17 protein-coding genes are annotated in these 23619 nt (G+C 43.5%); 10 read left to right on the top strand and 7 right to left on the bottom strand.

Translation table 11 applies throughout. The annotated features are described in order from the left end of the window. Positions 1-20: 20 nt before the first annotated feature. Positions 21-2273, bottom strand: coding sequence for a TonB-dependent receptor (locus LU361_RS00145; RefSeq protein ID WP_233086285.1), 2253 nt, complete (start codon positions 2271-2273; stop codon positions 21-23). Between the two features lie 364 nt (positions 2274-2637). Here LU361_RS00145 and LU361_RS00140 point away from each other — a divergent pair, with 364 nt between their 5' ends. After that, positions 2638-3258 (top strand): PP2C family protein-serine/threonine phosphatase, encoded by a 621-nt coding sequence (locus tag LU361_RS00140; RefSeq protein WP_233086284.1) that lies wholly within the window; start codon positions 2638-2640, stop codon positions 3256-3258. A gap of 5 nt (positions 3259-3263) precedes the next feature. Here LU361_RS00140 and LU361_RS00135 read toward each other — a convergent pair whose 3' ends face one another. Continuing rightward, on the bottom strand, positions 3264-4136 hold the full coding sequence (locus LU361_RS00135) for a Stp1/IreP family PP2C-type Ser/Thr phosphatase (RefSeq protein WP_233086283.1): 873 nt from the start codon (positions 4134-4136) through the stop codon (positions 3264-3266). A 447-nt stretch (positions 4137-4583) separates the two neighbouring features. Here LU361_RS00135 and tssC (LU361_RS00130) point away from each other — a divergent pair, with 447 nt between their 5' ends. The 9 genes from tssC (LU361_RS00130) (at position 4584) to LU361_RS00090 (ending at position 15518) form a co-directional block, all read left to right on the top strand. Beyond that, on the top strand, positions 4584-6068 hold the full coding sequence (gene tssC, locus LU361_RS00130) for a type VI secretion system contractile sheath large subunit (protein ID WP_233086282.1): 1485 nt from the start codon (positions 4584-4586) through the stop codon (positions 6066-6068). 1 nt (position 6069) lies between these two features. Continuing rightward, positions 6070-6531, top strand: coding sequence for a type VI secretion system baseplate subunit TssE (gene tssE / locus LU361_RS00125; RefSeq protein WP_233086281.1), 462 nt, complete (start codon positions 6070-6072; stop codon positions 6529-6531). Further along, positions 6531-8357 carry a type VI secretion system baseplate subunit TssF gene (tssF, locus tag LU361_RS00120; protein ID WP_233086280.1) on the top strand — a complete coding sequence of 609 codons (1827 nt, stop codon included), beginning with the start codon at positions 6531-6533 and terminating at the stop codon, positions 8355-8357. The genes tssE and tssF overlap by 1 nt, the downstream gene beginning before the upstream one ends. After that, on the top strand, positions 8354-9451 hold the full coding sequence (tssG, locus tag LU361_RS00115; protein WP_233086279.1) for a type VI secretion system baseplate subunit TssG: 1098 nt from the start codon (positions 8354-8356) through the stop codon (positions 9449-9451). The genes tssF and tssG overlap by 4 nt, the downstream gene beginning before the upstream one ends. A gap of 37 nt (positions 9452-9488) precedes the next feature. Further along, on the top strand, positions 9489-12167 hold the full coding sequence (tssH, locus tag LU361_RS00110) for a type VI secretion system ATPase TssH (RefSeq protein ID WP_233086278.1): 2679 nt from the start codon (positions 9489-9491) through the stop codon (positions 12165-12167). Between the two features lie 326 nt (positions 12168-12493). Continuing rightward, positions 12494-13702, top strand: coding sequence for a porin (locus LU361_RS00105; protein WP_233086277.1), 1209 nt, complete (start codon positions 12494-12496; stop codon positions 13700-13702). Positions 13703-13848: 146 nt separating this feature from the next. Continuing rightward, a complete protein-coding gene (locus LU361_RS00100) occupies positions 13849-14316 on the top strand; it encodes an FMN-binding protein (RefSeq protein WP_233086276.1) in 468 nt (155 codons plus the stop codon). Beyond that, positions 14309-15088 (top strand): PepSY domain-containing protein, encoded by a 780-nt coding sequence (locus LU361_RS00095; protein ID WP_233086275.1) that lies wholly within the window; start codon positions 14309-14311, stop codon positions 15086-15088. Before LU361_RS00100 ends, LU361_RS00095 begins: the two co-directional genes overlap by 8 nt. Positions 15089-15221: 133 nt before the next feature. Further along, a complete protein-coding gene (locus tag LU361_RS00090; RefSeq protein ID WP_233086274.1) occupies positions 15222-15518 on the top strand; it encodes a PAAR domain-containing protein in 297 nt (98 codons plus the stop codon). A 269-nt stretch (positions 15519-15787) separates the two neighbouring features. Here LU361_RS00090 and tssC (LU361_RS00085) read toward each other — a convergent pair whose 3' ends face one another. The 5 genes from tssC (LU361_RS00085) to tssM all read right to left on the bottom strand — a co-directional run bounded on the left by tssC (LU361_RS00085) (position 15788) and on the right by tssM (position 23604). After that, a complete protein-coding gene (gene tssC, locus LU361_RS00085; RefSeq protein WP_233086273.1) occupies positions 15788-17275 on the bottom strand; it encodes a type VI secretion system contractile sheath large subunit in 1488 nt (495 codons plus the stop codon). Between the two features lies 1 nt (position 17276). After that, entirely contained in the window at positions 17277-17789 is a 513-nt protein-coding gene (tssB, locus tag LU361_RS00080; RefSeq protein ID WP_233086272.1) for a type VI secretion system contractile sheath small subunit, read from the bottom strand. Positions 17790-17833: 44 nt separating this feature from the next. Beyond that, positions 17834-19126: a type VI secretion system protein TssA gene (tssA, locus tag LU361_RS00075; RefSeq protein ID WP_233086271.1), complete on the bottom strand. Its 1293-nt coding sequence runs from the start codon at positions 19124-19126 to the stop codon at positions 17834-17836. Positions 19127-19294: 168 nt separating this feature from the next. Beyond that, positions 19295-19960 carry a type VI secretion system-associated protein TagF gene (tagF, locus tag LU361_RS00070; protein WP_233086270.1) on the bottom strand — a complete coding sequence of 222 codons (666 nt, stop codon included), beginning with the start codon at positions 19958-19960 and terminating at the stop codon, positions 19295-19297. A gap of 101 nt (positions 19961-20061) precedes the next feature. Next, entirely contained in the window at positions 20062-23604 is a 3543-nt protein-coding gene (gene tssM / locus LU361_RS00065; protein ID WP_233086269.1) for a type VI secretion system membrane subunit TssM, read from the bottom strand. Positions 23605-23619: the final 15 nt, after the last annotated feature.

Genomic DNA, 23619 nt, shown 5'->3' with positions numbered 1-23619 from the left:
TGCCTTTTCGAGAGTTTAATTTAGAAACTGCCTTGAATTTGGAACAGCAGGTTTCTAGGTTGGCCGATATTAACGACGTCGTCACGTGGCACGTCATTTTGAATAATGTATTCTTTATCAAACAAATTTCTTGCCACGACTGCTAATTCGATATTAGGCGTAACGTGATAGGTAACTTTGGCGTTGGTAATGGTGCGTGAATCGTTTTTAAGATCATTATTGGCGTTATCAAAACTCGCTTCTTGATAGTTGATGTCCATTTGCACTCTTAAAGCGTCGTTAAATCGGTACACAAAACCGGACGATGCAGTGAGTGTTGGTGCATTTGGAAATTCATTACTGGTGAAATCCTGATTATTTAAATTCTCGTCTATTGGGAATTCAGTGAATTCTGTTTCTACATAACCGACGTTAGCGTAGAAATCTAACTGATCGTTGGCGATGGCAGAAATTTCAATTTCGGCACCTTTCAGTTCAGACTCACCCGCGTTTACGGTAATAAATTCCAGTTGAGAAATGGGTTCGGAAATTTGAACTTGTTGATCGGTCCAGTCAACGTAAAACGCATTGGCATTCACGGTTAGGCGCCGGTCAAACCATTGCGATCGCAATGCGAGATCGTAGTTGGTGGTAAATTCTGGATCAAATTCGAAATTTCTGTTGATCGTTGTGCCGGCACCACCTGCGCGATACGCACGTTGTACGGTAAAGCTGGTGCTTAAATCGTCACTCCAGTTGAGGGTAATGCCAACTTTTGGCAGGAATGCCGAATAGTCGGATTCGTTTTCCAATTCTTCGAAGTCGGCCAGGCTTGCGATTAAGCCATTAACACCAAGAACTGCTTGATCCAAAGGTGCGGTCAGTAATGCTGGATTTGGCAATTCCGTGACAATAGTACGAACTTCATTGGAAGCGTTACGTACTTCTTCGGTGTCGTATCGTAAACCTGCAAATAAGGTTACAAAATTATTTACGTCGTAATTAATATTTGCGAAAACCGCGTAGTTTTCAATATCACGCTCTACCTCTCCGTCGCGATCAACAAATACAAGCTCTGGGTACAGCCCTGCGATGGTTGTGGCAAAAGGACTAAGTTGCGGGAAGTTCACAGGGATAATTTGCAGGATTTGTTGACGCACATCTTGGTCAATTAGGTCATTAATATCGCGATCATCTTCTTGATCGAAATAATAAAAGCCGATGTTACCTTGCAATGAATCGGTGTTGTAACTAAAGCGAATTTCTTGCGTGAAGGTGGTGATATCGTCGCTACGTGATCGAAACGCCGGGCCCGCTCCGGCTTGGCGATCGGAATCGTCTTGGCGACGGTATTCACCTTCGTTCCAGGAGGTGATTGAAGTGACTGACCAAAAATCGTTAATGTCGTAATTGATTTCAATCACGGCGATGGTTTGGTCGAAATTTTCGAAGCCTTCAATGTTGGCAAAGACATCCCCGTCAAATGGGCTAATCGAAGCTCCGTTTTCGTCAATTAATGAAGAAAACGCATCGCCTGATTCGTTCTCGGAGTAACTCAGTGTTGCTAAAACGGAGAGACCTTCAACAGCACTTGGCTCGTATAACAGTTTTGTGCGAATCGTGGTGTTGCTGCTGCCACCGTATTCGTCGTCGTTGAGGGTTCTGTTGTTAATAAAACCGTCAGTTTCTTGATCATCAATAGAAATTCGGTAGGCAAGCTCGTCTTCGATTAACGCGTTGCTGTGAGCAAAAGAAACAATTTGAGTATTGTCTGTGCCATAAGATAGGCGGTAGGTGCTTTCAGGTGTATAGGTTGGATCGCTACTTCTTAAGATGATGGCGCCGGCAAGGGAATTTCGGCCTTGGTTGGTGGATTGTGGCCCTCGGAAGACTTCTACTTGATCAAAATCCCAAAGATCTTTTTGGCCAACGCGAATACCGCGAGCAGAAATAAACGCACCATCAATGTTTAAGCTTGCTAGACCACTGGTTCCCGCAGCGCCGACTGCACGGCTGTTGATACCGCGAATGGTAAAGCCTTCGTTGCCTTGTGCGCCGTTGACGTTGGCAATGCGATCGAAGGCTTCTTGTATATCGTAAATAGACGATTCTTGAATTTGCTCCGACGTTAACACACCCACACTGGAGATGGTTTTTTGCAAAGATCGTGAAACTTTCTCCCCTTTGACGACGATTTCTTCAATTTCCTGACCTTGGGCAATGGCCTGGCTTGAGGCTGAAAGAGCCAAGATCGAACAGAGCAAGGTGCGCTCAAAGGGGAGGTAGTTAGTCATTATGATTCCAAGTTATATTAGGTGTTTACGCTATTGCTAATAATAACACTTATCATTTGTAAATGTGAATTGGCTTTAATCGATAACCATCAGGCGAAAGCAGGGGTGCAAAAGTAGAGTGTAAAAGCAGGGTGTAAAAGTGAGGGGGAAATACGCTGTTTTTAGGTCGCCAACTTGATTTATGATTCAAAAGGATGGAGAGTTTTCTTCGAATTCATGGTCGAACTATTCTCTGTCGCCAAGCAGTAAGTAAATAGAAGCTTAATAATTCTCAAATAAATCGGAGAATTAAACTTGATATAAACACCGTTTAAAAAATGAATGAAAAAAAGGAATTTATACTGAACTAGGTATTGATGATTGTATGATATTTTTCAGTGATTATTTGGAGTCCGCAGATCGCAAAGGTGATGACGAATTATTGGTTGTCGAGAAAAATCAAGTGATCTGGTTTTGCTTGTCCGACGGCGCTGGCGGAACGGGTAACGGTTCTGTTGCCAGTCGATTTATTGTTGATTCGTTTAAAGCAGTAATGAGTTCTGATGAATTTAAAAGCCCTGATAATTTCGAAACCTTTCTTAGAAAAATAGATAAAGCATTATTTCAAAGTAATTTAGCTTCTGAGGCAACCGTAATAGTCGGAAAGATAGAAAATAATGTTGTTATGGGTGCAAGTGTTGGCGATTCTCAAGCTTGGTTTTACGCATCAAATTACACTTACCAATTGACATCGTTACAATACAGAAGACCATTGCTGGGTAGTGGCCGTTGTGTGGCTGTGGGTTTTGGTCCTTTAGAATTACAACGTTATTTGTTGATTGGTTCGGATGGACTTTTTAATTATTGCCAACAAAAAACATTGCGTGCGGTTTTAGCGAATAAAAAAGTAAAGGCAGAATCAGTCGCCAAATGCGTAGAGCGATTTGGCGGAAAATTAAATGACGATCTATCGGTAATTTTAATTGAGCGAGAATCAGCGAATTAAAAGAACTAATTTATTTTTTGGGTGATGTCGTCTTCGTCTCTTTCATCGTGACCGTATTCTTCGGTTTTATTGTCGGGGTGATGCGTGTGGTGAAGGCTAATGGCGAATTCGACAATGCCAACACTGATATTGTCTTTACCACCCATGTTATTGGCGTCGGCCACAAGGCGGTAGCAACAATCCAGAGCAGGGCGGTGAGTCGATAAAACGTAATCCAGTTGGCTGTTATCGATGTATTCGGTCAAACCGTCTGAGCACAATACAATCAACGCGCTTTGATTTAAATAGTAGCTGTTGAGAGTTGGAGTAATGTGCTGACCAACACCGAGGGCGCGAGTAATTTGGTTGCGAATATTACTGGTTCTGGCTTCTTCTTCTGTGATTTGACCATTATCAATCATTTCTTGCACCAGGGAGTGATCCTTGGTGAGCTGGATGAAATGTTGGTCGTCCCAAAGGTAGGCGCGTGAATCGCCCAAATGCGCAATAAAGCACTGGTTTCTCCAGAAAACTGCCATAACAACGGTTGTGCCCATGTTGTCGAGTTCAGGGTTGGCTTTTTTCTCTAAAAGAATATCTCGGTTGGCGTCGTTAAGCGCTTCAATGATGGTTGATTTGAGCATTAAATCTTGCTGAAGTGGGGTGCAGGCAAGAAAAGTAGGGTTTTCAAGTTGCTCTAATTTTCCGCCAATGGCTGCAACCGCGAGTCGGCTTGCCATGGCGCCTCCACGATAGCCGCCCATGCCGTCGGCGATAACAAGGTACGCAAAGGGTTGGCGAGTTGATCGATACCAACGTATATCATCTTCATTAGCTTGCCGAACTCTACCAACATCGGTTTTGCCATTGATATTGATACTTATTGTGTGTCCATCCATTTTTTGTTATCACCTATAGCGAGAGCTTTCTACTTGGATTCGTATCATTATTAAGTGTGAAAACTCAAAGCCTAACGTTTCTTTGTAGAAGTTAAGCTTACATCATTGTTACACTGTGAAACTTACCATATTAGGTATTAGGCGTCGCCGTTATTTACGTTTGTCAAAAATTTTGCCTTGATTTATATAACAGCGCTTGTTGCCTATTAAATCAATAAAAATATAGAAGTTTCAAGGAATTAAATTAGCGTCAATAGGCTCTGGATCACAGCTTTTAGATAGCTATTTGAAATATTATTTTACGCTCGAGTGTGTATTTTTGTTATTTCAGTGCACTAGTAAGTGGTTGGATTGATTTAGGGTCTAAGCTTATAAATGCCAAAATAATGTGGAAACGAGTCTTTTTATAAGTATTCAAAATAGATTCTTCGGTAAGGATTACTAAATTTGAGTTCACTCAATCAAGATTCACACGTCAGTTCGAATGACTACGACGATTTTCTCAGTGCTATATTTAATAGCCCTGATTACGACGGTTATTTCGACTTTTCAGATATTGTTCGAATTACTGAAGCTAAGTGCAAAAGCGACGTTGTGACACGCATATCTCGGTGGATTGCCCAGATAGACCGTTTAATTTCAGAACAGCTTGATGAAGTATTGCACAGCGATAAATTCCAAAAGTTAGAAGCTGCGTGGTACGGTTTGCAGCGTTTGACCGAAGCCAGTGCGAACAGCAAAAAAGTTAAAGTTCGCTTTTTGGATATCAGCTGGCGTGAAGTTACCCGCGACATTGAGCGCTCACCAGATTTCGATCAATCGGCGCTGTTCGAGTTGGTGTATAACCGAGAATTTGGTATCGCAGGTGGCGAACCTATTGGTATTTTGCTCGGCAATTACGACGTTACTCACCGCCCCACCGCAGATCACCCCCACGACGACATCAACACTTTAAAAGGCATTGCCCAAGTGGCTGCGGCTGCGTTCTGTCCGTTTATTTGCAGTGTTAAACCTGAGCTGTTTGGCTTAGACAGCTACGACGAACTTGGCGCTCATATTCGCCTTTCAGAATTGTTTTTAGAGAAAGAATACACTCGCTGGCAAAGCCTTCGCGATATGGAAGATTCTCGCTTTATTGGCTTGGCTCTGCCGCGTATTTTAATGCGCACGCCCCACGAAGATTATCAATTTCCCAAAGCTAAACTTCACTACAACGAATGTGTCGATGGCCCAGACAGCAGTAAATACCTGTGGGGCAATGCGGTATTTGCGCTTGGGGTTGTTTTAATTCGAGAATTTATTGACGTTGGTTGGTTTGCGCACATTCGCGGTGCACCGAGAGACAGTTTATCGGGTGGTTTGGTGATTGATTTTCCAAAGCAATACCAACGTACCGACTCGGGTGATCATATGCCGTTGATGACAACGTCAACCTTGATCACCGATACCTTAGAGCACGAATTAAGTGAGCTGGGTTTAATTCCTTTGTGCCACTGCATGCATACCGGTTTCAGCTCCTTTCACAGCATTCCTTCAATTCAAAAGCCGAAGATTTACACCAAAAAGTCCGCCACCGCTAACGCTCGCATCAGTTCGTTATTGCAACAAATGTTGTGTGCCTCGCGTTTTGCTCAGTACATCAAAATCATTATCAGAGACAAAATTGGTTCTTATAAAAGCGCCAAAGACTGTGAGCGACATTTACAGCAATGGCTCAATGGTTATTCCACCGGCCGCGAGGATTTACCGTGGGAGTCGTTGGCCAGATACCCATTGCGAGAAGCGCGGGTTTCGGTCATGGATGATCCCAGATCGCCGGGAAATTACCAAAGTATCATCCATTTAAAAACCCACTACACGGTGGACCATTTGGTTTCAGAACTCAAACTCACCACGACCTTGAATATCGGCGGATCGCGAGAGGCTTTGTAAGATGGCTGACAAAAAATTACTCACTCCGTTGTTTGATCGCCTCATTGCCGATGACGACAGTGATCAACACTATTTAATGAATACACAGATGCGCGAGAGTGTTCGCCGCGATTTGGAGAATTTACTTAATACTCGATTTTGCTGTCTTGCGCCGCCGGAAGAATTTGAGCATTTGCAAAGCTCGTTGCTGAATTTGGGGTTGCCGGATATTTCTTCGGTAAATTTAATGTCAATTGAAAACCGCAAACGTTTTTGCGCACAAATTCGGCAATGCATTCTTACGTATGAAAAGCGAATTAAATCCGTGAAAGTATCAACGGTTGGCAAGCTCGATCCAGAAGAACCCAATATTCGTTTCCAAATTGAGGCCGAAATCCATTCAAGCCCAGCGCCTGAAATTATTGTTTTTGATTCTTCGCTCAACCCCATTACGCAAACCGTTAACGTCGCTGAGGTTGGTTAATGACTGACAGTTTACTCACCCATTATGAATCCGAATTAGCGTTTCTGCACCAAGCCGCTGCGGATTTTGCCAAAAAGCACCCAGCTGCTGCTTCTCGATTGCAGCTAAACGAAGATACCGTTGAAGACCCGCTGGTTGAGCGATTATTGAGTGGCGTTGCGTTCTTAAATGCGCGAGTGCAACAAAAACTCAGTGATGATTTTCCAGAGCTTACCGACGCCGTTTTAGAAACCCTGTATCCGCATTATTTACGGCCGATTCCATCGCTGTGTATGGTTAATTTCGAGCCGTCGTTAGCACTCGATAAAGCCGCGTTTGTGCCGCGTGGTAGAATTTTAGAAAGTGAAAAATTTGACGGCAATACCTGCCGATTCACGACGTGTTACGACACAGAATTGTACCCCATCAAGATTTCTGAAGCCGAATTAATGGCCCGGCCTTTTATTGCTCCTGGTTCAAACTCGGTGCCAGGTGCGGCGGCCATTCTTAAATTACAAATCAAACCGTTGAGCGAAAAACTCAATATTTCTGAGTTGGGTATTCAGAATTTACGGTTTTATTTGAAAGGTTTGCCGCAGTTTTCGTACCCGTTGTACGATCTTATTCTCCAAAAATCCCTGAAAATTGTCCTTGCTACTGGCGATGACGATACTAATCCACTGTTTATCGGTCCCGATTTAATCCAACAAGTGGGTTTTGACGAAGAACATCGATTACTGGATTTTCCGTCGAATTCATCCTCTGCTTATCGATTGTTGACGGAATTTTTCTGTTTCCCTGAAAAGTTTGGCTTTTTGGATTTAAAAGACATCGGTCAGTATTTGGGCGATCGCTATTCCGATAATCTCGATATATACATTTATTTATCCGACACTAATTCTGAGCTTGAGCATCAAACCGATGCCAATTCATTTTCCTTACATTGTTCTCCGGCGGTTAATTTGTTTAAACACACCGCCGATCCCATTGCGTTGACGCAAAAGAAATATAAATACCCGTTAGTGCCGGATGCGCGCTACAAAAAAGGTTTTGAAGTTTATAGCGTGGATGATGTTATTGGGCTCACCTCGGACAACATCAAAACTCAATACCTGCCTTTTTACGGGCCCAATCATACGCGCGGGCAAGGCAATGCGTTTTGGTTTGCCAGTCGAACGGATAATCTCGAAGGCGATCACTTAAATGAAATTGCCTCAGACGTTGAGTTGTCATTGGTGGATTTGGATTTCAGTCCAATACAACAACAGGATCAAACCCTTAACATTTCGTTAACGTGTACAAACCGTAACATGCCACGTAAGCTTCCGACAGGGAATAATCAGCCGTATCTTTCGGACGTGGACGGAGAAATTCCGGTGGAAAGAATTTCTTGTGTGGTGCCACCAACGCAAGCTATTCGCCCGGCCAAAAAAGAACGCGCTTATTGGCGCTTGATTTCGCACCTAAATTTAAATCATTTATCGTTGGGTGGAATCGATGACTCTGAGTCTGCTTTAAAAGAAATTCTGCGTTTGTACGATTTTAAAGATTCGGCGAGCACAAGAAAGCTGATTGATTCTGTACTGCAAGTGCACACCAAAGCGATAACCGCGCCTATTCAGGTGCAAGGTTTAACGGTGATGTCGCGCGGTGTTGAAGTTGAATTTTTGCTGGACCCTGTACTGCTGTCAGGTACCAGCCCGGTTATATTTTCGAGCGTGTTAGAGCGTTTTTGTGGTTTGTACGTATCCATTAACTCCTTTACCCGTGTTGTGGTTCGTATGAGTGGTCGAGACGGTATATTGAAAAAATGGCCGCCCAGAGCGGGAGACAAAGTGCTGTTATGATTTCGGATTTGCTTCGAGAAAAACCGTACTTATTTGAGTTTTTTCAGGCGGTACGATTGTTGGAATTGTCTTCCACCAGTCCAGAAAAAAACCTGGGAGAAGGCAAGCTTGCGCCGGGTTTAAAGGCTCGCTATAACGATGAGCTGGTGTATTTTAAAAATAATCCTAAATTATCGTTTAATGCCAGCGACATACAAAAGCTTGAATTTATTGATCCTCAGTTAACCGAAGACGATCGCGCAGCCTGGAAGATGACGGTCTCGATTTTGGGGTTGGTCGGTAGCCAAGGCGTAATGCCACAGTACTTTTCTGAGTCTGTGTTACTGGAATTGAGACGAAAAAATACCGACTTGGTTGATTTTATCAATTTTATTGAGCACCGAGCGGTTTCTCTGTTTTATCAATCGTGGGCAAAGTATCAATTACCGGTAAATTACGAGCGTTCAAAACGCACGCATCAACATAAGCGAGACGTAGTCACTCACAGTTTGTTGTCGTTACTGGGTTTAGGAACTGAAGAATTAATGTACCGCCAGATTTTTTCTGACGAGACATTAATTAGTTGCGCTGGATTTATTTCGCGGCCTACGGTTACCGCCGAAGGCATTGCTAAAATTATTAAGCATCAATTTGGTTTTGACAGTGAAATAAAACAGTTTGTTTGTCAGTGGCAAGAGTTACCCGAGGATTTGTTAACGCGATTACCCGGTGCTGAAGTGCCAAAAGGGCAGAACAATATTCTCGGGCAAAATACCTTGTTGGGACGACGTTGCTATAATACTCAGGGCAAGTTCAGTGTTGTTATCGATGGCGATCAGAATAAAAACTACGAGCGCCTTGCGCCCGGTTCTAAAACCCTGATGGAATTGCAGTCTATGCTGAAGTTCGTGTGTGGTTCAGAGTTTGAATTTGCCATTGAGATTATCTTGCCGACAGATACCTATTACGAAACACAATTGAGTGAAAGTACCGAACCGTTGTTGGGTTGGAATACGCGCTTGCGAGCCAGTGATTACTCAAGCAACGAAAGAGAAAGCGTTGTGCTTTCTCAAGATATCCATTCGCCGAGCGAGAGTTTGCCGCTCGTGCAATAACAATTAACGTAAAATTCCGCACAAGCAGGATGTGAAAATGATAAACGTAAACTTAAAGTCTTTGGTCGACAAAATGTCGCCCGCATTGCGAGACGCATTGGAAGGTGCTGCAGGTCTTTGCATTAATTTAACTCATTACAACGTTGAGCTGGAACACTGGCTGCTAAAACTGTTGGATGATGGCGATAATGATGTCGGTCTTTTGTTAGAAAAATACGACATCGATAAATCTCAATTTGCGAAACAGCTGGCTAATTCGATTGGTAAGTTTAAATCAGGAAGTTCTCGTCCAGCAGCGCTTTCTCCAACGATTGTGGATTGCTGTAAAAATGCCTGGATGTTGGCTTCGGTTGAATTTGGCCAGCCGATTCTAACCTCGGCTCATGTATTTGCGGCGCTGTTCCTCGAAGAAATTTCTCGTCAGCAAATCCTACAAAGTTGTCCATCTCTAAAAGATATTGCTCCAGAATCACTGCGTGAAACTGCGCGAGTGGTTGTGGGCATGACTACGGAATCATCCAACATCACGGAAGCTGTATCGGATCCTGGCGCTCTGGATGCAGTGAAAGCGTCAAAAGCACCGGCGCTTGATAAATACACAGTAAACCTCACTGAAAAAGCTCAAAACGGTGAAATTGATGCCGTCTTAGGTCGCGATGAAGAAATTCGTCAGTGCATCGATATCTTAACCCGTCGTCGTCAAAACAACCCGATTTTGACCGGTGAAGCTGGCGTTGGTAAAACAGCGGTGGTTGAGGGTTTTGCGTTACGTATTGCCAATAAAGATGTTCCTAGTGCCTTGCAAGGCGTGGTGGTTCGAACGTTGGATTTGGGTTTATTGCAAGCTGGCGCGAGTGTGAAAGGTGAGTTTGAAAATCGCCTTAAGTCTGTCATTGAAGAAGTAAAAGCATCGGTTGTGCCCATTATTTTATTCATTGATGAAGCCCACACAATGATCGGTGCCGGTGGTAAAGAAGGGCAGGGCGACGCAGCCAATCTGCTTAAACCTGCACTGGCTCGTGGTGAATTAAGAACGATTGCCGCGACAACTTGGGCGGAATACAAAAAATACTTCGAGCGCGATCCTGCGCTGACGCGTCGATTCCAGGTGGTTAAGGTCGAAGAGCCGGATATCGATACCGCTATCGATATGATGCGTGGCATCAGCACGTCTTTGGCCAATCACCACAAAGTGAGAATTCTCAACGAGGCGATTGTCGCGTCGGTGAAGTTGTCGCAACGTTACATTACTGGCCGACAACTGCCGGATAAATCTGTCAGCTTACTCGATACCGCGTGCGCACGCGTGGCTTTGAGCCAGTCTTCCACTCCGGCGTTAATCGAGCAGGCAACACGACGAATTGAATCTGCTGAACGTGCAATTGCATCGCTTGAAAAAGAACAGTTTGAGACTCAGCAACACACAGATTCTCTCCAAGAGTTGCGTCTTGAAATAGAACAAGATCAAGCAACTCTGTCTCAGTTGGAATCACAGCGGGCGAAAGAAAACGAAGTCATTAATAAAACCAATGAGATTCGCGCTGAGATCGACGCGCTGAGAAATAACGAAAATGCGGAAGCTGAGTTGGATAACTCAGATTCAGAAAAATCCCCAGAAAAATCCGTAGACGAGTTAATTGCTTCACTCAACGATCTACAAATAGAGTTAAAAGCGATTCAAGGTGCTTCTCCGCTGGTTCACCCATGCGTGGATGAACAAGCGATTGCGGAAGTGATCGCAAATTGGACCGGTATTCCAGTAGGAAAAATGGTTTCTGATGAAATTCAGGCCATTCAGACGTTATCAGAAAAATTACAACAACGCGTGATTGGTCAACCACACGCCTTAGACGCAATCGCACAGGCAGTTCGCACGTCTAGAGCTGGTTTGACCGATCCTAGAAAACCGGTTGGTGTGTTTTTGTTATGCGGTACCAGTGGTGTTGGTAAAACGGAAACGGCATTAGCACTGGCTGATGAATTGTTTGGTGGTGAGCAAAATATCACAACCATCAATATGTCGGAATTTAAAGAAGAGCATAAAGTTTCCATGCTGCTTGGCTCGCCTCCAGGATACGTTGGTTATGGTGAAGGCGGTGTGCTAACCGAAGCAGCTCGACGAAAACCTTACTCGGTAATTTTGTTGGATGAAATGGAAAAGGCGCACCCAGGTGTGCAAGACGTTTTCTATAATTTGTTCGATAAAGGCACGATAAAAGACGGTGAAGGCCGAGATATCGACTTTAAAAACACCGTAATTATTATGACTTCTAACGCGGGTGAAGACGCTATTCGTGCAATCATGCAGCAGGTTGAAGAAAAACCTGAGCCTGATGTTTTGCTGGATAATATTCGTCCGCATTTACTTCAGTCATTCAAACCTGCTTTCTTGGGCCGCGCCAATGTGATTGCTTATTATCCTCTGGACGATGAGAATCTCATGAAAATCGCCGAGATTAATCTCAATAAAATCAAGAAGCGTGTGTCCAATCATTACGGTGCGCAATTCAGCTACCACGAAGATGTTTTACTGCACATTGTTGCGCGCTGCCAAGAATCGGATATTGGTGCTCGCAATATTGAAAACATACTCAATAAAACATTGTTACCAGAATTGGCTTCTAACTGTTTGGATAAAATGGCAGCGGAAGAACCAATTGATCATGTGAGAATAGAGGTGGATGAAGAGGGCGAATTTATTTATAAATTATCCTAAATTTTATTCTTATTGTTTAATTATTCTGACACATCTCTCTTCTTAAATTTGACGGGCTGATTTAACCAATCGGCCCGTTTTATTTTTGCCTCCGCTTTCTACTCGATACTCCGTTTATTGCCGTAAATTTTGGAATATTAATTCTTTTTTGAGCCTTATTTGATCAAAATTTGATGATTTTGGCTCGATGAGTATTAATTTTATTCAGCGGGTTTGTTTTAGAACAAAAAATATAACAATAAGCTTTATCAATTAAGAAAAATATGGATAATAATAATCAATCTTATTAAAAATTATGTTTAAACCACCTTAGAGAAGCTCTCATAATGAAGAAAATTGTTCTTAGCGCTGTTATAGGTGCAATGCCTTTTGTAGCGAACGCTCAGGATAAAGCACCCTCCGTTGAAGAAATGTGGCAGCTAATTCAAGCTCAGCAAGCTGAAATTTCCAAGCTAAAACAACAACTTAATACTACCTCTGTTAAAGTTGAATCACTCGATGTAAAAGTTGAGGCAACCGCAGAAGCAGTAGATAGTGGCGCTGCATTCGCAGACAATTCTTTGGCCGCGTGGGCTCAAAAGACTTCATTAGGTGGCTACGCTGAGCACCACTTCAACCATTTTGAAGATGGTGATGATCAAATCGATGCACACCGTTACGTGTTGTACATCGCGCATCAATTCTCAGACGACATTCGTTTCTTCTCTGAGTTTGAACTAGAACACGGTGTTACCGGTGAAGGTGAGCCGGGTGAAGTAGAACTAGAGCAAGCTTATATTCAGTGGGATTTCCACAAAAACCACAGTGTTCAGTTTGGTCAATTCTTGATTCCTGTTGGTATCATCAATGAAACTCACGAGCCAGATACCTTCTACGGTACTGAGCGTAACCGTGTTGAATCTGAAGTTCTTCCTGCAACTTGGTGGGAAACTGGTATTCAGTTGATTGGTGAAGTTGCTCCTGGCTTGACCTATAACGCTGCTATTCACAGTGGTCTTGAAGTGCCAGTCGATGGTGGTAGCGCATTCCGTATCCGCAGCGGTCGTCAGAAGAGTGCTGAGGCAAACGCAGAAGATTTGGCATTCACTGGTCGCCTAAAATACACCGGTGTTCCAGGTCTTGAAGTGGCTACTTCATTCCAATACCAGCAAGAAATCACTCAAGGTGCAGCAGCGGATGACGCGGGCGCATTCTTGACCACCGCACACGTTGCTTACCAATCTGAAGGCTTCGGTTTCCGTGCACTTTGGGCTGGCTGGGACATCGACGGTGACGATTTCGAAGATGCTGATGCAGATTCACTCGAAGGTTGGTACATCGAGCCATCTTACAAAATCAATAGCAAGCTTGGTTTCTTCGTACGCTACAGTGAGTGGGATCGTGGTAATCGAACTGACCGTGATTTCGAAGCCTATGATTATGGTTTAAACTATTGGTTATACCCAACTGTTGTTCTTAAAGCGGATTACACCGACTCCGTGGGTGAAGGCGATGAAGCCGACGCATTTAACCTCGGTGTAGGTTGGTCTTTCTAAGTTGAAGACGCGGTAATATCGAAAAAGGCGCTCTGCGCCTTTTTCTCGTTAAAAGAGTTGCCTGATTTACTATGAGAACGTTTGTATTTATTTTTGCTACGATATTATTTTTCTCCTCATCGGCTTCCGCACAGAAGGGAAGTTACATGAGTGTGGAAGAATTCCATCAAAAGGCTTTTCCTGGCCAGGAATTAAAATGGCAAACCCTGTGGGTAGGAAAAGAGCTGCGCGCGGAAATTGAAAAAATAATGCACCGTAAGTTTCCTAATCTTAGAATTAGGTATTGGGGAGAGGGTGCAAAAACTGCGTGGATGTTCGAAGAAATTGGTAAAGAGCTACCGATTACCGTTGGTGTGGTTGTTAATGCCGGTGCAATCGAACAAGTACAGATAATGGAGTATCGCGAGTCACGGGGTGGGGAAGTGAGATACCCGTTTTTTACCTCTCAGTTCAGTGATGTTCGCTTGGAGCAAAAGAAATCTAAATGGCAGCTTGATAAACACATTGATGGAATCACAGGCGCCACCTTATCTGTGCGAGCCTTAAAGAAGGTCACGACACTAGCTCTGTATTGTCATCAACACACTGAATTTGCGCAACTTGCTAGTGAATAATCGGATTCAACTTCCTTCTCGCAATAAAAAACAATTTAGACTTCGTCGTTTTGTGTGGCAATGGCACAGACGATTCGGGGTCGCTATTGCTGTTTTTGTTGTTCTTCTCTCTATTACCGGTATCTTATTAAATCATACTGATTCCCTGGATCTTGATGGCATCAATATCCAAAACTCCGCAATATTGTCTTTATACGGTATCGAAAAGCCCGTAATTACCAGTTTTAGCACTTCTAATCATTGGTTTGGTCAGCTCGATCAACAAATTTATTTCAATGAAAGTACATTACCCGGATGTAACGGGGCCCTGGTGGGAGTAGTAACACTGACTGCTGAGAATTTGTTCGCACTGGTTTGCCAGAATGAGATGCTGTTAGTTTCCAGTGAAGGTGAGTTAGTGGAGAGAATCGGTGATTTATACCAGCTTCCTACACCTATTTCTGGCGCGGGAGCTTGTGACAAGCTTCCGTGTTTAGTGTCGGAAAATAGCCACTTTTTAATTGATATTAATGAATTGTCTTGGCAACAAACAAAACCCGACTTGTATGAGCCTATTCAGCAAGCTTCGGCCCCCAATGAACTGCTAACGTCTTGGCAGCAAAATTATATTGGCCAAGCAATCAGCCTTGAGCGTTTTATTTTGGATATTCACTCTGGGCGTATATTGGGAAGTTTCGGTGTGCTGATTATGGATTTATCGGCTATTTTATTATCTGTTTTGGTGATTTCTGGTGTTTGGCTTTGGTTGAAAAGTCTTTCCCCAAGACGGTAATTAATTTCAGTCTAATATGCGGCTAAGTTGACGGATATCGTGCGATTCCCGATTAAATGATTGCACTATATTAGTAAGTCTTGTAACAATACAATTTTAGGCGCTGTGAATCATTCAGATAACGGAGATTAGAATGGGCAAGCCAGCTGCACGAATTACTGATATGCACGTATGTCCCGCAACCAACCCTGGGCCAGTTCCACATGTTGGCGGTCCTATTGTTACACCAGGGGGGCCTACCGTTATTATTGGTGGCTTACCTTCCGCAACTGTGGGTAGCACTTGTGTCTGTGTTGGACCGCCAGATTCTGTTGCCTCAGGAAGTGGTACGGTGATGATTTGCGGAAAGCCAGCGGCTCGTATGACCGACAGTACGGCGCATGGCGGTAAGATTGTTGTCGGTTTTCCAACAGTATTGATCGGCGGTTAATACCGCTGATTCCCTTCTATTTTTATTGTTCCTGAGTCCTTTTTCACTCTTACCTGTTTTTGCTCTCTTTCCCTTTGTTAATTTGTAGTTCTTGTGCAGTTAACGCTGTGAGATTTAGCCGTTCTTATATTAGCCATTAAGTTGTTTTTATCTTTTAATCAGTTGTTTGGAAAATTGTGCGTGTAATTAAACAGCTTGAGAGACAATAAAGAACGCTTGGAGGGAAGGAATTACCACCTCAGAAGAGGTGGTAATTGGGGGAGTATGGATTAACCTGGGCTTGGAATATTAGCAACCATACGCATAGAAGTGGTTAATTCTTCCATTTGTAACCAAGGCTTCAAGTAAGCAACGGCACTGTAAGAACCTGGTTGACCAGGAATTTCCTTAACTTCCACTCGCGCTTCAGCCAAAGGATATTTGGCTTTCATTTCAGCACTCGCTTCAGGGTTGGAGTTAGTGTATTGCTTAATCCATTGGTTTAACCAACGCTCACAGTCATTCGCTTCCATAAACGAACCTACTTTGTCGCGCGCCATTACTTTTAAGTAATGAGCGATACGAGAAGTTGCCATCAAGTAGGGTAGTCGAGCCGAAATTTCGGAGTTGGAGGTTGCATCTGGATTGTCGTAATGCTTTGGTTTCTGAGAAGTTTGCGCACCAAAGAATACAGAGTAATCGGTATTTTTATAGTGACATAATGGCAAGAAACCCTGAGCGCTTAACTCAGCTTCACGACGGTCGGTAATACCGATTTCGGTTGGACATTTTTGGTCAACGTCACCGTCATCGCTTTTGAATAGATGAGTAGGTAAGCCCTCAACTTTACCGCCACCTTCAGCACCGCGAATGGCGGTACACCATGAATATTCTGAGAATGCTTTTGTTAAGGTTGTACCCATAACATAAGCGGCATTCATCCAGCAGTACTTATCGTGGTCCGTGTCTTTTGAGTAACCTGATTCATCGGTTTCAAATTCTTCAAAATTGAATGATTCGACAGGCTTGGTATTTGCGCCGTACGGTAAGCGCGAAAGTGTACGAGGCATTACCAAGGTTACGAAACGTGAATCGTCTGAATCACGGAAGCTGCGCCATTTGATGTATTCTTGGGTATCAAAAATACCGCCTAGATCGCGAGGCTTAGACAGCTCAGTGTACGAGTCAAAACCGAACATGCCAGCGCCGGCAGCGGAGATGAATGGGCAGAAACCCGCTGCTGCAACGTTAGACATTTTTGAGAGTAATTCGATGTCTTCTGGGTGACTGGTAAATTCAAAATCACCAATCATTGCACCGTAAGGTTCACCACCAGCAGTACCAAATTCTTCTTCGTAGATCTTTTTAAAGGTTTGGCTTTGGTCAAACTCAACCGCTTTATCTAAGTCGCGGAAAAGTTCGCGTTTAGACAAGTTCAACATTCTGATTTTAAGCGTGGTGCCGGTTTCGCTGTTCATGATCAGATGGTTCAGTCCGCGCCAGGAACCTTCTAACTTTTGGAACTTTTCATCGTGCATAATTGCAGACAATTGACGTGACATTGCTTCGTCAATTGCGCTTACGGCTTTATTGATGGTGTGAGTTAAATTTTTATCCCACGTTAATGTGCCGTCTAACGCTTTATCCGTTAGGTTGGCAATTAGGTCTTTAACTTCATTGGATTCTGTTTGTTTGGTCGCGCCAATAGCTTGATCCAACAGACTAACGGACTGTTCTTCCGTCTCTAGAGCACTATTTTCACTAGTTTCTGTAGTCACGTTATTCTCCTTTATCTTCTGAAGGGGTTAGCTGACCGGAAATTTGAGCAATTTCGTCTGTATTTTGTAGAATTTTTTCAAGCACAGTTTCCAATTCTTCCGAACGGTCTGCTTTGCTTAAGAGGTCTTTCAGTTTATTGCGTGCTTCTAAAAGTTTTTTCAGTGGCTCTACTTGATCAACGAGAGCTTCAGGTGTGAAATCGTCCATTTTATTGAACTCTAGGTCGATTCCCATAGTAGAACCGTCGCCAGCGAGCGTGTTTTCAACTTTAAGTCCAAGCTTAGGATTAACTTTGCCCATTGCTTCGTTAAAGTTGTCGCGGTCGATCTGTACAAATTTACGTTCTTTTAAAGGGCGCTTTGCTTCGGTATTGTCACCTGAATAGTCACCCATTACACCGACAACAAAAGGCAATTCCTTTTTAACTTCTGCACCGTTAGTTTCGACATCGTAAGTGATGTGTACACGTGGTTTACGAACTCTTTTGAGTTTGTTATGGATACTTTCAGACATAGTTTTATCCTTCCATTAAAATTCGTTAAAAAATTGGCTCTCTACTACCAACCTAAATTAGTGTTTGAGGATTGTGGTTCAGGACTTTGCGGTGCGCTTGTTTCCGGCGCCGCAGGTGCTTCCGCAACGGGTTCAGTGGTTTGATTACTTGAGCTTGTAGGGGTCACCTGGGGTGGAGGTATATATTTTTCTGTTGAAGAACCATCGGTAATTACTCCGGTTAGTTGTGAGTAGAGAGCTTTTGCTGTTTGATCTGGAATTAATTCCATAATCAATTCTGGTAGTGTCATACGTCCCCACTGGACTGCGCGATCGAGCGTTGCGGCCAAGGGCGTGTGGGGTTCGTACATACGAAAATAATCGGCAATAAGAGAAAGCTGTTTTAGGGCATCTTCTCTGTTTGTAATTGCACCTACCGGTACTTGTGCTTGGCTGATTTGTACCGTAGCTGTTGCGTTAGAATTTACAGCGGCAACATCTGAGCTGGATTCGATTGGGGAATCTTCAACAGCGGCTGTGGCAGCTTGTTGCGCATTGTAGGCGTCTATTAAATCTTGGCTTAAGAAGCGCGTGGTGCGAACCAACTCTTCTAGTAATTTACTGATTTGGCTGCTGGGTGGAGCGTCGGCACCGCAGTGTGTTCTTAAGGTATTGTTGAGCGTTTTATAGGTTTCTGCGGTTGTCTCTAAAGCGTCTACTAGAGAAATATAATACTCGGCTCCCGAAGCTTTAATCGCATTTTCAACGTCTTCAAAGGAATATCCCATTGTTTCAAAACGGGATTGGCGTTCTTTTTCGTCAGTAATTTTTGAGGCATCACGAGCTTGTTGGTACTGCCAAAAGGTGAATTCCTCGCCGGTTAAATCTTGGGTTACGGGCATGGAGCGCATGGGCGCTAATAGAGTCCCTCTCGGGCCATCCCCTAATCCAGAAATAGGTGCAACCTTGGTTTCCAGTCCATCTTCATCGGGTTCTGGGTAGAGTCCTTCCCAAAAGTTTTCCACGACGCCATTGATCAGTTCGATGGAGTTTTTTAAGCCATGAATACCGTCAATTCGAACCAATGCTTCTGCAAACCATGCGCTGATTTCTAAATCTTTCGATTCGTTCTTAAGTATCTGTTCGGCAAGTTCAGCGACCGTGTACCAAGGCGATAGGAGGTCGACGTCGGCATCGAATTGATGCTCTCTTTCTAATGCACGTGCGCCATTACGAGCATCTTTGATGGTGTAATAGCTTGATTGGACAGAGGAGTCCAAGCGGATGTCGTTACCTTCTGGCTTTTCACCTTCAATGGGCGTCAGAAGTTCTTCCAAATTAAAACTGTATTGTGACATCTAAAAGCAATCCTTGTGCGTTATTTATTGGTTCTCTCAACGTAGCGATAGTATGCAGTTTAAGAAAAAAATCAGTCCTAGAACATAACAAATACACTGATTTAACATTTCGTTGCTTAAATCTCTTTCGTACTAATTGTTTTAGTGCAATTTTTAATATTAATCATCTCACCAAGACCCAGAAATCATCATCGTATATACGTCGGGGCTTGGTAAACCGGCACTTTCAAAATATTTATGACTTTCATTTTGGTTATTCTGATGCCAAAGGGAGAAGGCCGGCATATCATTTAGTCGTGATTTGAATAAAAGCTCGGAGTATAAATCTGTAAAGGTATATGCATTGATGGAAAGAAAAGCATACTGCCCGCGTTGATTCTGAAAGTTTGCCTGAGTGTTGTTTTGAGCGTTGGGCTTTACACCTTGGAGTTGACGAAACATGTCGTCAATGTTTTCTCGATGATTGAGTGCATTAATGGCTGTATTTTCTGCATGCTGAAACCATGAAGGTTCGGATAAAGCGATAAACGGATTTTCCGATGCTTGTATTTTGTGAGCAATGGTAAGGGGAAAATAACGACCAACGCTGTCCACGCTGGGCATAACAATGCCGATATATTGATTGTTGTCGATGACACCATTCGTCAATACGAATCGCCAGATAGGGGCGACAAGGTAGTAATCTAACCACTGATTGCCAAGCCTCGATTGGCTAGAGGAAATGCATCGTTGTAGCCACTCATCCCAAATGGAGATAAAAGACGATGGCAAACCTCGGTCAATAAAATCACCGTGTGCTGGCAGTTTTCCAAAAATTCCGACCGATTGTTGCATGCAATATACTCAGACTTTTATATTTGATAGTTCTTGATGTGTTTTTATCTATGAGCCTACCGCCAACTAAAAACAGATGGCGGTAGGCTCAGTCTTTATTTCTAGAGTGACGACGGCGCTCGATATTTTCTTATAATTGAAATATCCAACGGTGATACGCTGTCGTCAGGTGTAAATACAAATTCTGCAGTTCTGCCTGAGGTTAGGAAGCGGACAACTTTTTCTGACGAGTTGCCTCGATTACTGATTTCAGAATCATCTAATAATTTAAACAGAGCCCAGTCGCCTTCAAAGGCTTCTTGGTGGGACTCTTGATTTAAATCTTCGAATATAATTCGAGCTCTGGAGCTTTCACCGCCTACCCAGTCAATGGATTTGGTAACCCGCGGTCCATGAGAATATTCGTAAGAGAAACTGCCGGTTTCGAAAGTAAATAAACGAACACCACGGTCTAGCTGATCGGCTTTTACTTTAAAACTGAACGACGCATTGTTGCCACTTGCAAAAAATGCCTTTCTTATTGTTTCTGCTTGTCTGAATTGTCGAATAGCTTCATTGCTTAAACCAATCGAGCGGCCGTTAACGCTACGCTGACGCCAATTGTTAGTATTAACAAAGGGTTTTACGGAATCGTTGATGAAGTTCTGTAAATGACCACCGGGGCCGAAGTACTCGTTGAAATCCTGCATTGAGGATTCTCGAGAACTGTTTGAAACCAATGGGTATTTGTTTCTCAAGGTTCGGTCGTAGGTGTTATAAACCTGCGCCTGCCAGACATTGTTTAAGTGTTGATGTGCGTTTGCAACGACGACGCTCCAGCTGTTATCTGCAATGTCTTTCAACCAAGTTTTGTAGGGCTCTGGCGCTCGTTCTGACTGGTAGTAAAGTGTTTGAATAGCGTCGTTTGACGAGCCTTGGAATCTTGCTTTGGCGTAATCGAAGGAAGATTGTGTAGGGCTTGGCGAGCTGTCGAGTTCCACAAAAAACTGATGCACGGCCGCAATTGAGGTTAAGTACTCTTTAGCCACAGGCGGTGCGTCGTTGAGCGGGAATGACACTTTGTGCAGTTCAGCAAAGCGAATGTCCATCGGTGTCGGCGGGTTGTGTTTCTCAATGGCATCATTGATTGCACCTGCCGCGGCATTGCCAACCGCGCGAGCTTGATTGCTTACGGGAATTCGAATACTGCCAGTAGAAGGAATTCTGCGGCGTTCATTTTTCACGATATCGGTATTTTCAGCGGCAATATCGGCAATTGCTGATAGTGGTGAATAAACCGGATCCGAGAGTTTACCCAATGTTGCGACGCCGTCACGGATGGATGAAAACTTCTGTATTTTAAATTTGTTTAAATAATCCTGCCAATAAAGAGTGTATTCAGAGGTGTAAAGCCTTTCTAAATCTTGGCTAACTCGCTCTAAATCTACAGAAGAATTACTGTCATCTTCTTCTGTTCCGTATACCCAAAGGTCCTCTTTTAATTCTTTAATAAGTTTGGAATTTGGGCTTACATCAACATCTTTGTAACCTTGGGCCGTAAATAGCTTAGGTACGAAAAACACCGAATCTTGATCGGACAAACCAAATGTTTTGGCGGAATCACTGCCAATATCTCGGTAGATATCAAATGATTGGTTCATGTCTGGGCGTACTTTAAGAACCGAGTACAACCGTTCTGCTAGAGGTATGTTTCTCAATTTATTTTGGCTTCGAGAAACAACTCTTTCGTTGAGCGATTTGTCGGTAATAATCGTGTCTTGTTCGAGAGCAAGTGTTAGATTTCTCGCAAGATTTACGCGTGTTTCTTCGTCATTTTTAAATTCTTGATCCCACATTCGGGTCATGAATTCGTTGATATAGTCACGATCTTGGCGTTCGGTATCAAACAACATGAGGTACACCTCAAGGTATTTTGCCAAGTTTCCATCTTGTGCATTGGTGTTCTCAAGTTTGACTTCTAGATCGCGAGCGATGGCAGGCATATAAACTGAAGCGAGTTTGTCTTCGAATAGATTGTCTGCTGCGTTATCTACGTTGGTATCGTACATACCTAAGTTATTAAGCCAACCGTGTTCGTCGCTGTCGTAAATAAGAGACGCTTGGTAAAGCGGGTCGATAACTTTTAACGCTTGTTGAGGTGTTTTCGGCTCAGGATTTTCAACGGCTGCTGATCGGTAGGTGCCTAAGTTATCTCTAACTTCCGACATGGCCGATCGGCTCGATGTTGCTGTACCCACCCAGGTTACCGTTGAACCCACCAACGCAATAGCCATTGTGGCAAAGGTGCCACGACGGAACCACTGAGTAGCTTTTTCAACTTTTTTGTTTACGCCAACTAATTCAGACTCTGGGAAAACAACATCATTGAGTAGGCGTGTTAAGAAGTAGCTTTTACCGGTATTTTGTTGGACAACTGATTGTTTTCGCTCAAGATTAAATGATGCCGAAACGGACGACATCATTCGGTCGATGGGCGAGCCTTCTTGTGTCGCACTAGTAAAGTAAACGCCGCGCAACATTGGCGTTGTGGCGTAATTGTTGGGTTCGAAGACTTGAGTTAAAAAGTCGTTTAATACGTAAGACATACTTTCCATTTGTTGTGGAAAGTTAAGTATTAAGTTGCGTCGATCCACGTTGCGTTCTTGATGAACTTTAAGAAGTACTCTTTCGTTCAGGCGCTCGATAAGTTTTGCGTATTCAGAAGAGAATTCACTTAAATTCTTGCTTGCAAATTGCGCTTGTTCTGAATCGAAACTCATTCCCCACACTTGTTCGCGTTCTGCTTGAGAAAGTGTGCTGAAAAATTCGTTAAAACCGGCAACTAAGTCCGTTTTAGTGAACGTCATGTAAATAGGAAAACGAATGCCTAAATTCTGTTGCAGTTCTTCAATTCGAGTTCGGATGGTTTTAGCTTGGTGACGTTGTTGTTCTGGTGTGGTAGACATTAGCTCCAGCATACTGACAACAAGCATAACTCCGTTGATAGGACGGCGTTTTCGGTAACGTTTGAGCATACCCAAGAATTTATTCCACGCGGTGTTATCAATAACACGGTGACTGTCTTGGGTTGTGTAACGTCCGGCAGTGTCTATGAGAACGGCTTCATTGGTAAACCACCAGTCGCAATTTCGTGTTCCGCCGACCCCACCAATGGATTCTTTTCCGTATTCTTGTTCTAGAGGAAAGTGAAGCCCTGAATTGATGAGCGCAGTTGTTTTACCGGAACCGGGAGGACCAATAATGATGTACCAAGGCAACTGGTAGAGCGATTTTGTACCATTCTTTCCCTTGAACTTTGCTTTTTTTAACGTGCTTAGAGCAGAGTTAAAACGGGAAGAGATTGCAGCGATTTCTTCGGAAGCTCGCTCTTCGTCGGGATTGGCTGGAGGTTCTTCTTCCTCAGCCATATCTTCAACCAGACCTTGATTGCGTTTTAAATTGACGATGGTAATTGTAAGGTTGATTACTATCCAAAGTACGACAATTAAGGCAATGATAATCAGCCTAGCGGTTGGGCTGACAACCGTATTTTCGCTACCAAATTTGATATAGCCCAGCCCAAACCATATGAGTAGTGATAGGGCTGTAATTCCGATGAGTCCGATGAACCAACGGTTAACAACGAGAGAACGCAAACGATTCATATAAAGCGCTTCCTT

It is taken from the genome of Sessilibacter corallicola (assembly GCF_021290925.1).
Classification (GTDB): Bacteria; Pseudomonadota; Gammaproteobacteria; order Pseudomonadales; family Cellvibrionaceae; genus Sessilibacter; species Sessilibacter corallicola.
This window is presented reverse-complemented; position numbering and strand designations above follow the sequence as displayed.

What these genes read in the sequence shown, in the direction of transcription:
- tssA (WP_233086271.1), bottom strand. Translation starts at nt 19,126, where the DNA reads ATGTCACAATACAGTTTTAATTTGGAAGAACTTCTGACGCCCATTGAA.
- LU361_RS00090 (WP_233086274.1), top strand. Translation starts at nt 15,222, where the DNA reads ATGGGCAAGCCAGCTGCACGAATTACTGATATGCACGTATGTCCCGCA.
- tssB (WP_233086272.1), bottom strand. Translation starts at nt 17,789, where the DNA reads ATGTCTGAAAGTATCCATAACAAACTCAAAAGAGTTCGTAAACCACGT.
- tssE (WP_233086281.1), top strand. Translation starts at nt 6,070, where the DNA reads ATGGCTGACAAAAAATTACTCACTCCGTTGTTTGATCGCCTCATTGCC.
- LU361_RS00145 (WP_233086285.1), bottom strand. Translation starts at nt 2,273, where the DNA reads ATGACTAACTACCTCCCCTTTGAGCGCACCTTGCTCTGTTCGATCTTG.
- LU361_RS00105 (WP_233086277.1), top strand. Translation starts at nt 12,494, where the DNA reads ATGAAGAAAATTGTTCTTAGCGCTGTTATAGGTGCAATGCCTTTTGTA.
- LU361_RS00140 (WP_233086284.1), top strand. Translation starts at nt 2,638, where the DNA reads ATGATATTTTTCAGTGATTATTTGGAGTCCGCAGATCGCAAAGGTGAT.
- tssF (WP_233086280.1), top strand. Translation starts at nt 6,531, where the DNA reads ATGACTGACAGTTTACTCACCCATTATGAATCCGAATTAGCGTTTCTG.
- tssM (WP_233086269.1), bottom strand. Translation starts at nt 23,604, where the DNA reads ATGAATCGTTTGCGTTCTCTCGTTGTTAACCGTTGGTTCATCGGACTC.
- LU361_RS00100 (WP_233086276.1), top strand. Translation starts at nt 13,849, where the DNA reads ATGAGTGTGGAAGAATTCCATCAAAAGGCTTTTCCTGGCCAGGAATTA.
- tssG (WP_233086279.1), top strand. Translation starts at nt 8,354, where the DNA reads ATGATTTCGGATTTGCTTCGAGAAAAACCGTACTTATTTGAGTTTTTT.
- tssH (WP_233086278.1), top strand. Translation starts at nt 9,489, where the DNA reads ATGATAAACGTAAACTTAAAGTCTTTGGTCGACAAAATGTCGCCCGCA.
- LU361_RS00135 (WP_233086283.1), bottom strand. Translation starts at nt 4,136, where the DNA reads ATGGATGGACACACAATAAGTATCAATATCAATGGCAAAACCGATGTT.
- tagF (WP_233086270.1), bottom strand. Translation starts at nt 19,960, where the DNA reads ATGCAACAATCGGTCGGAATTTTTGGAAAACTGCCAGCACACGGTGAT.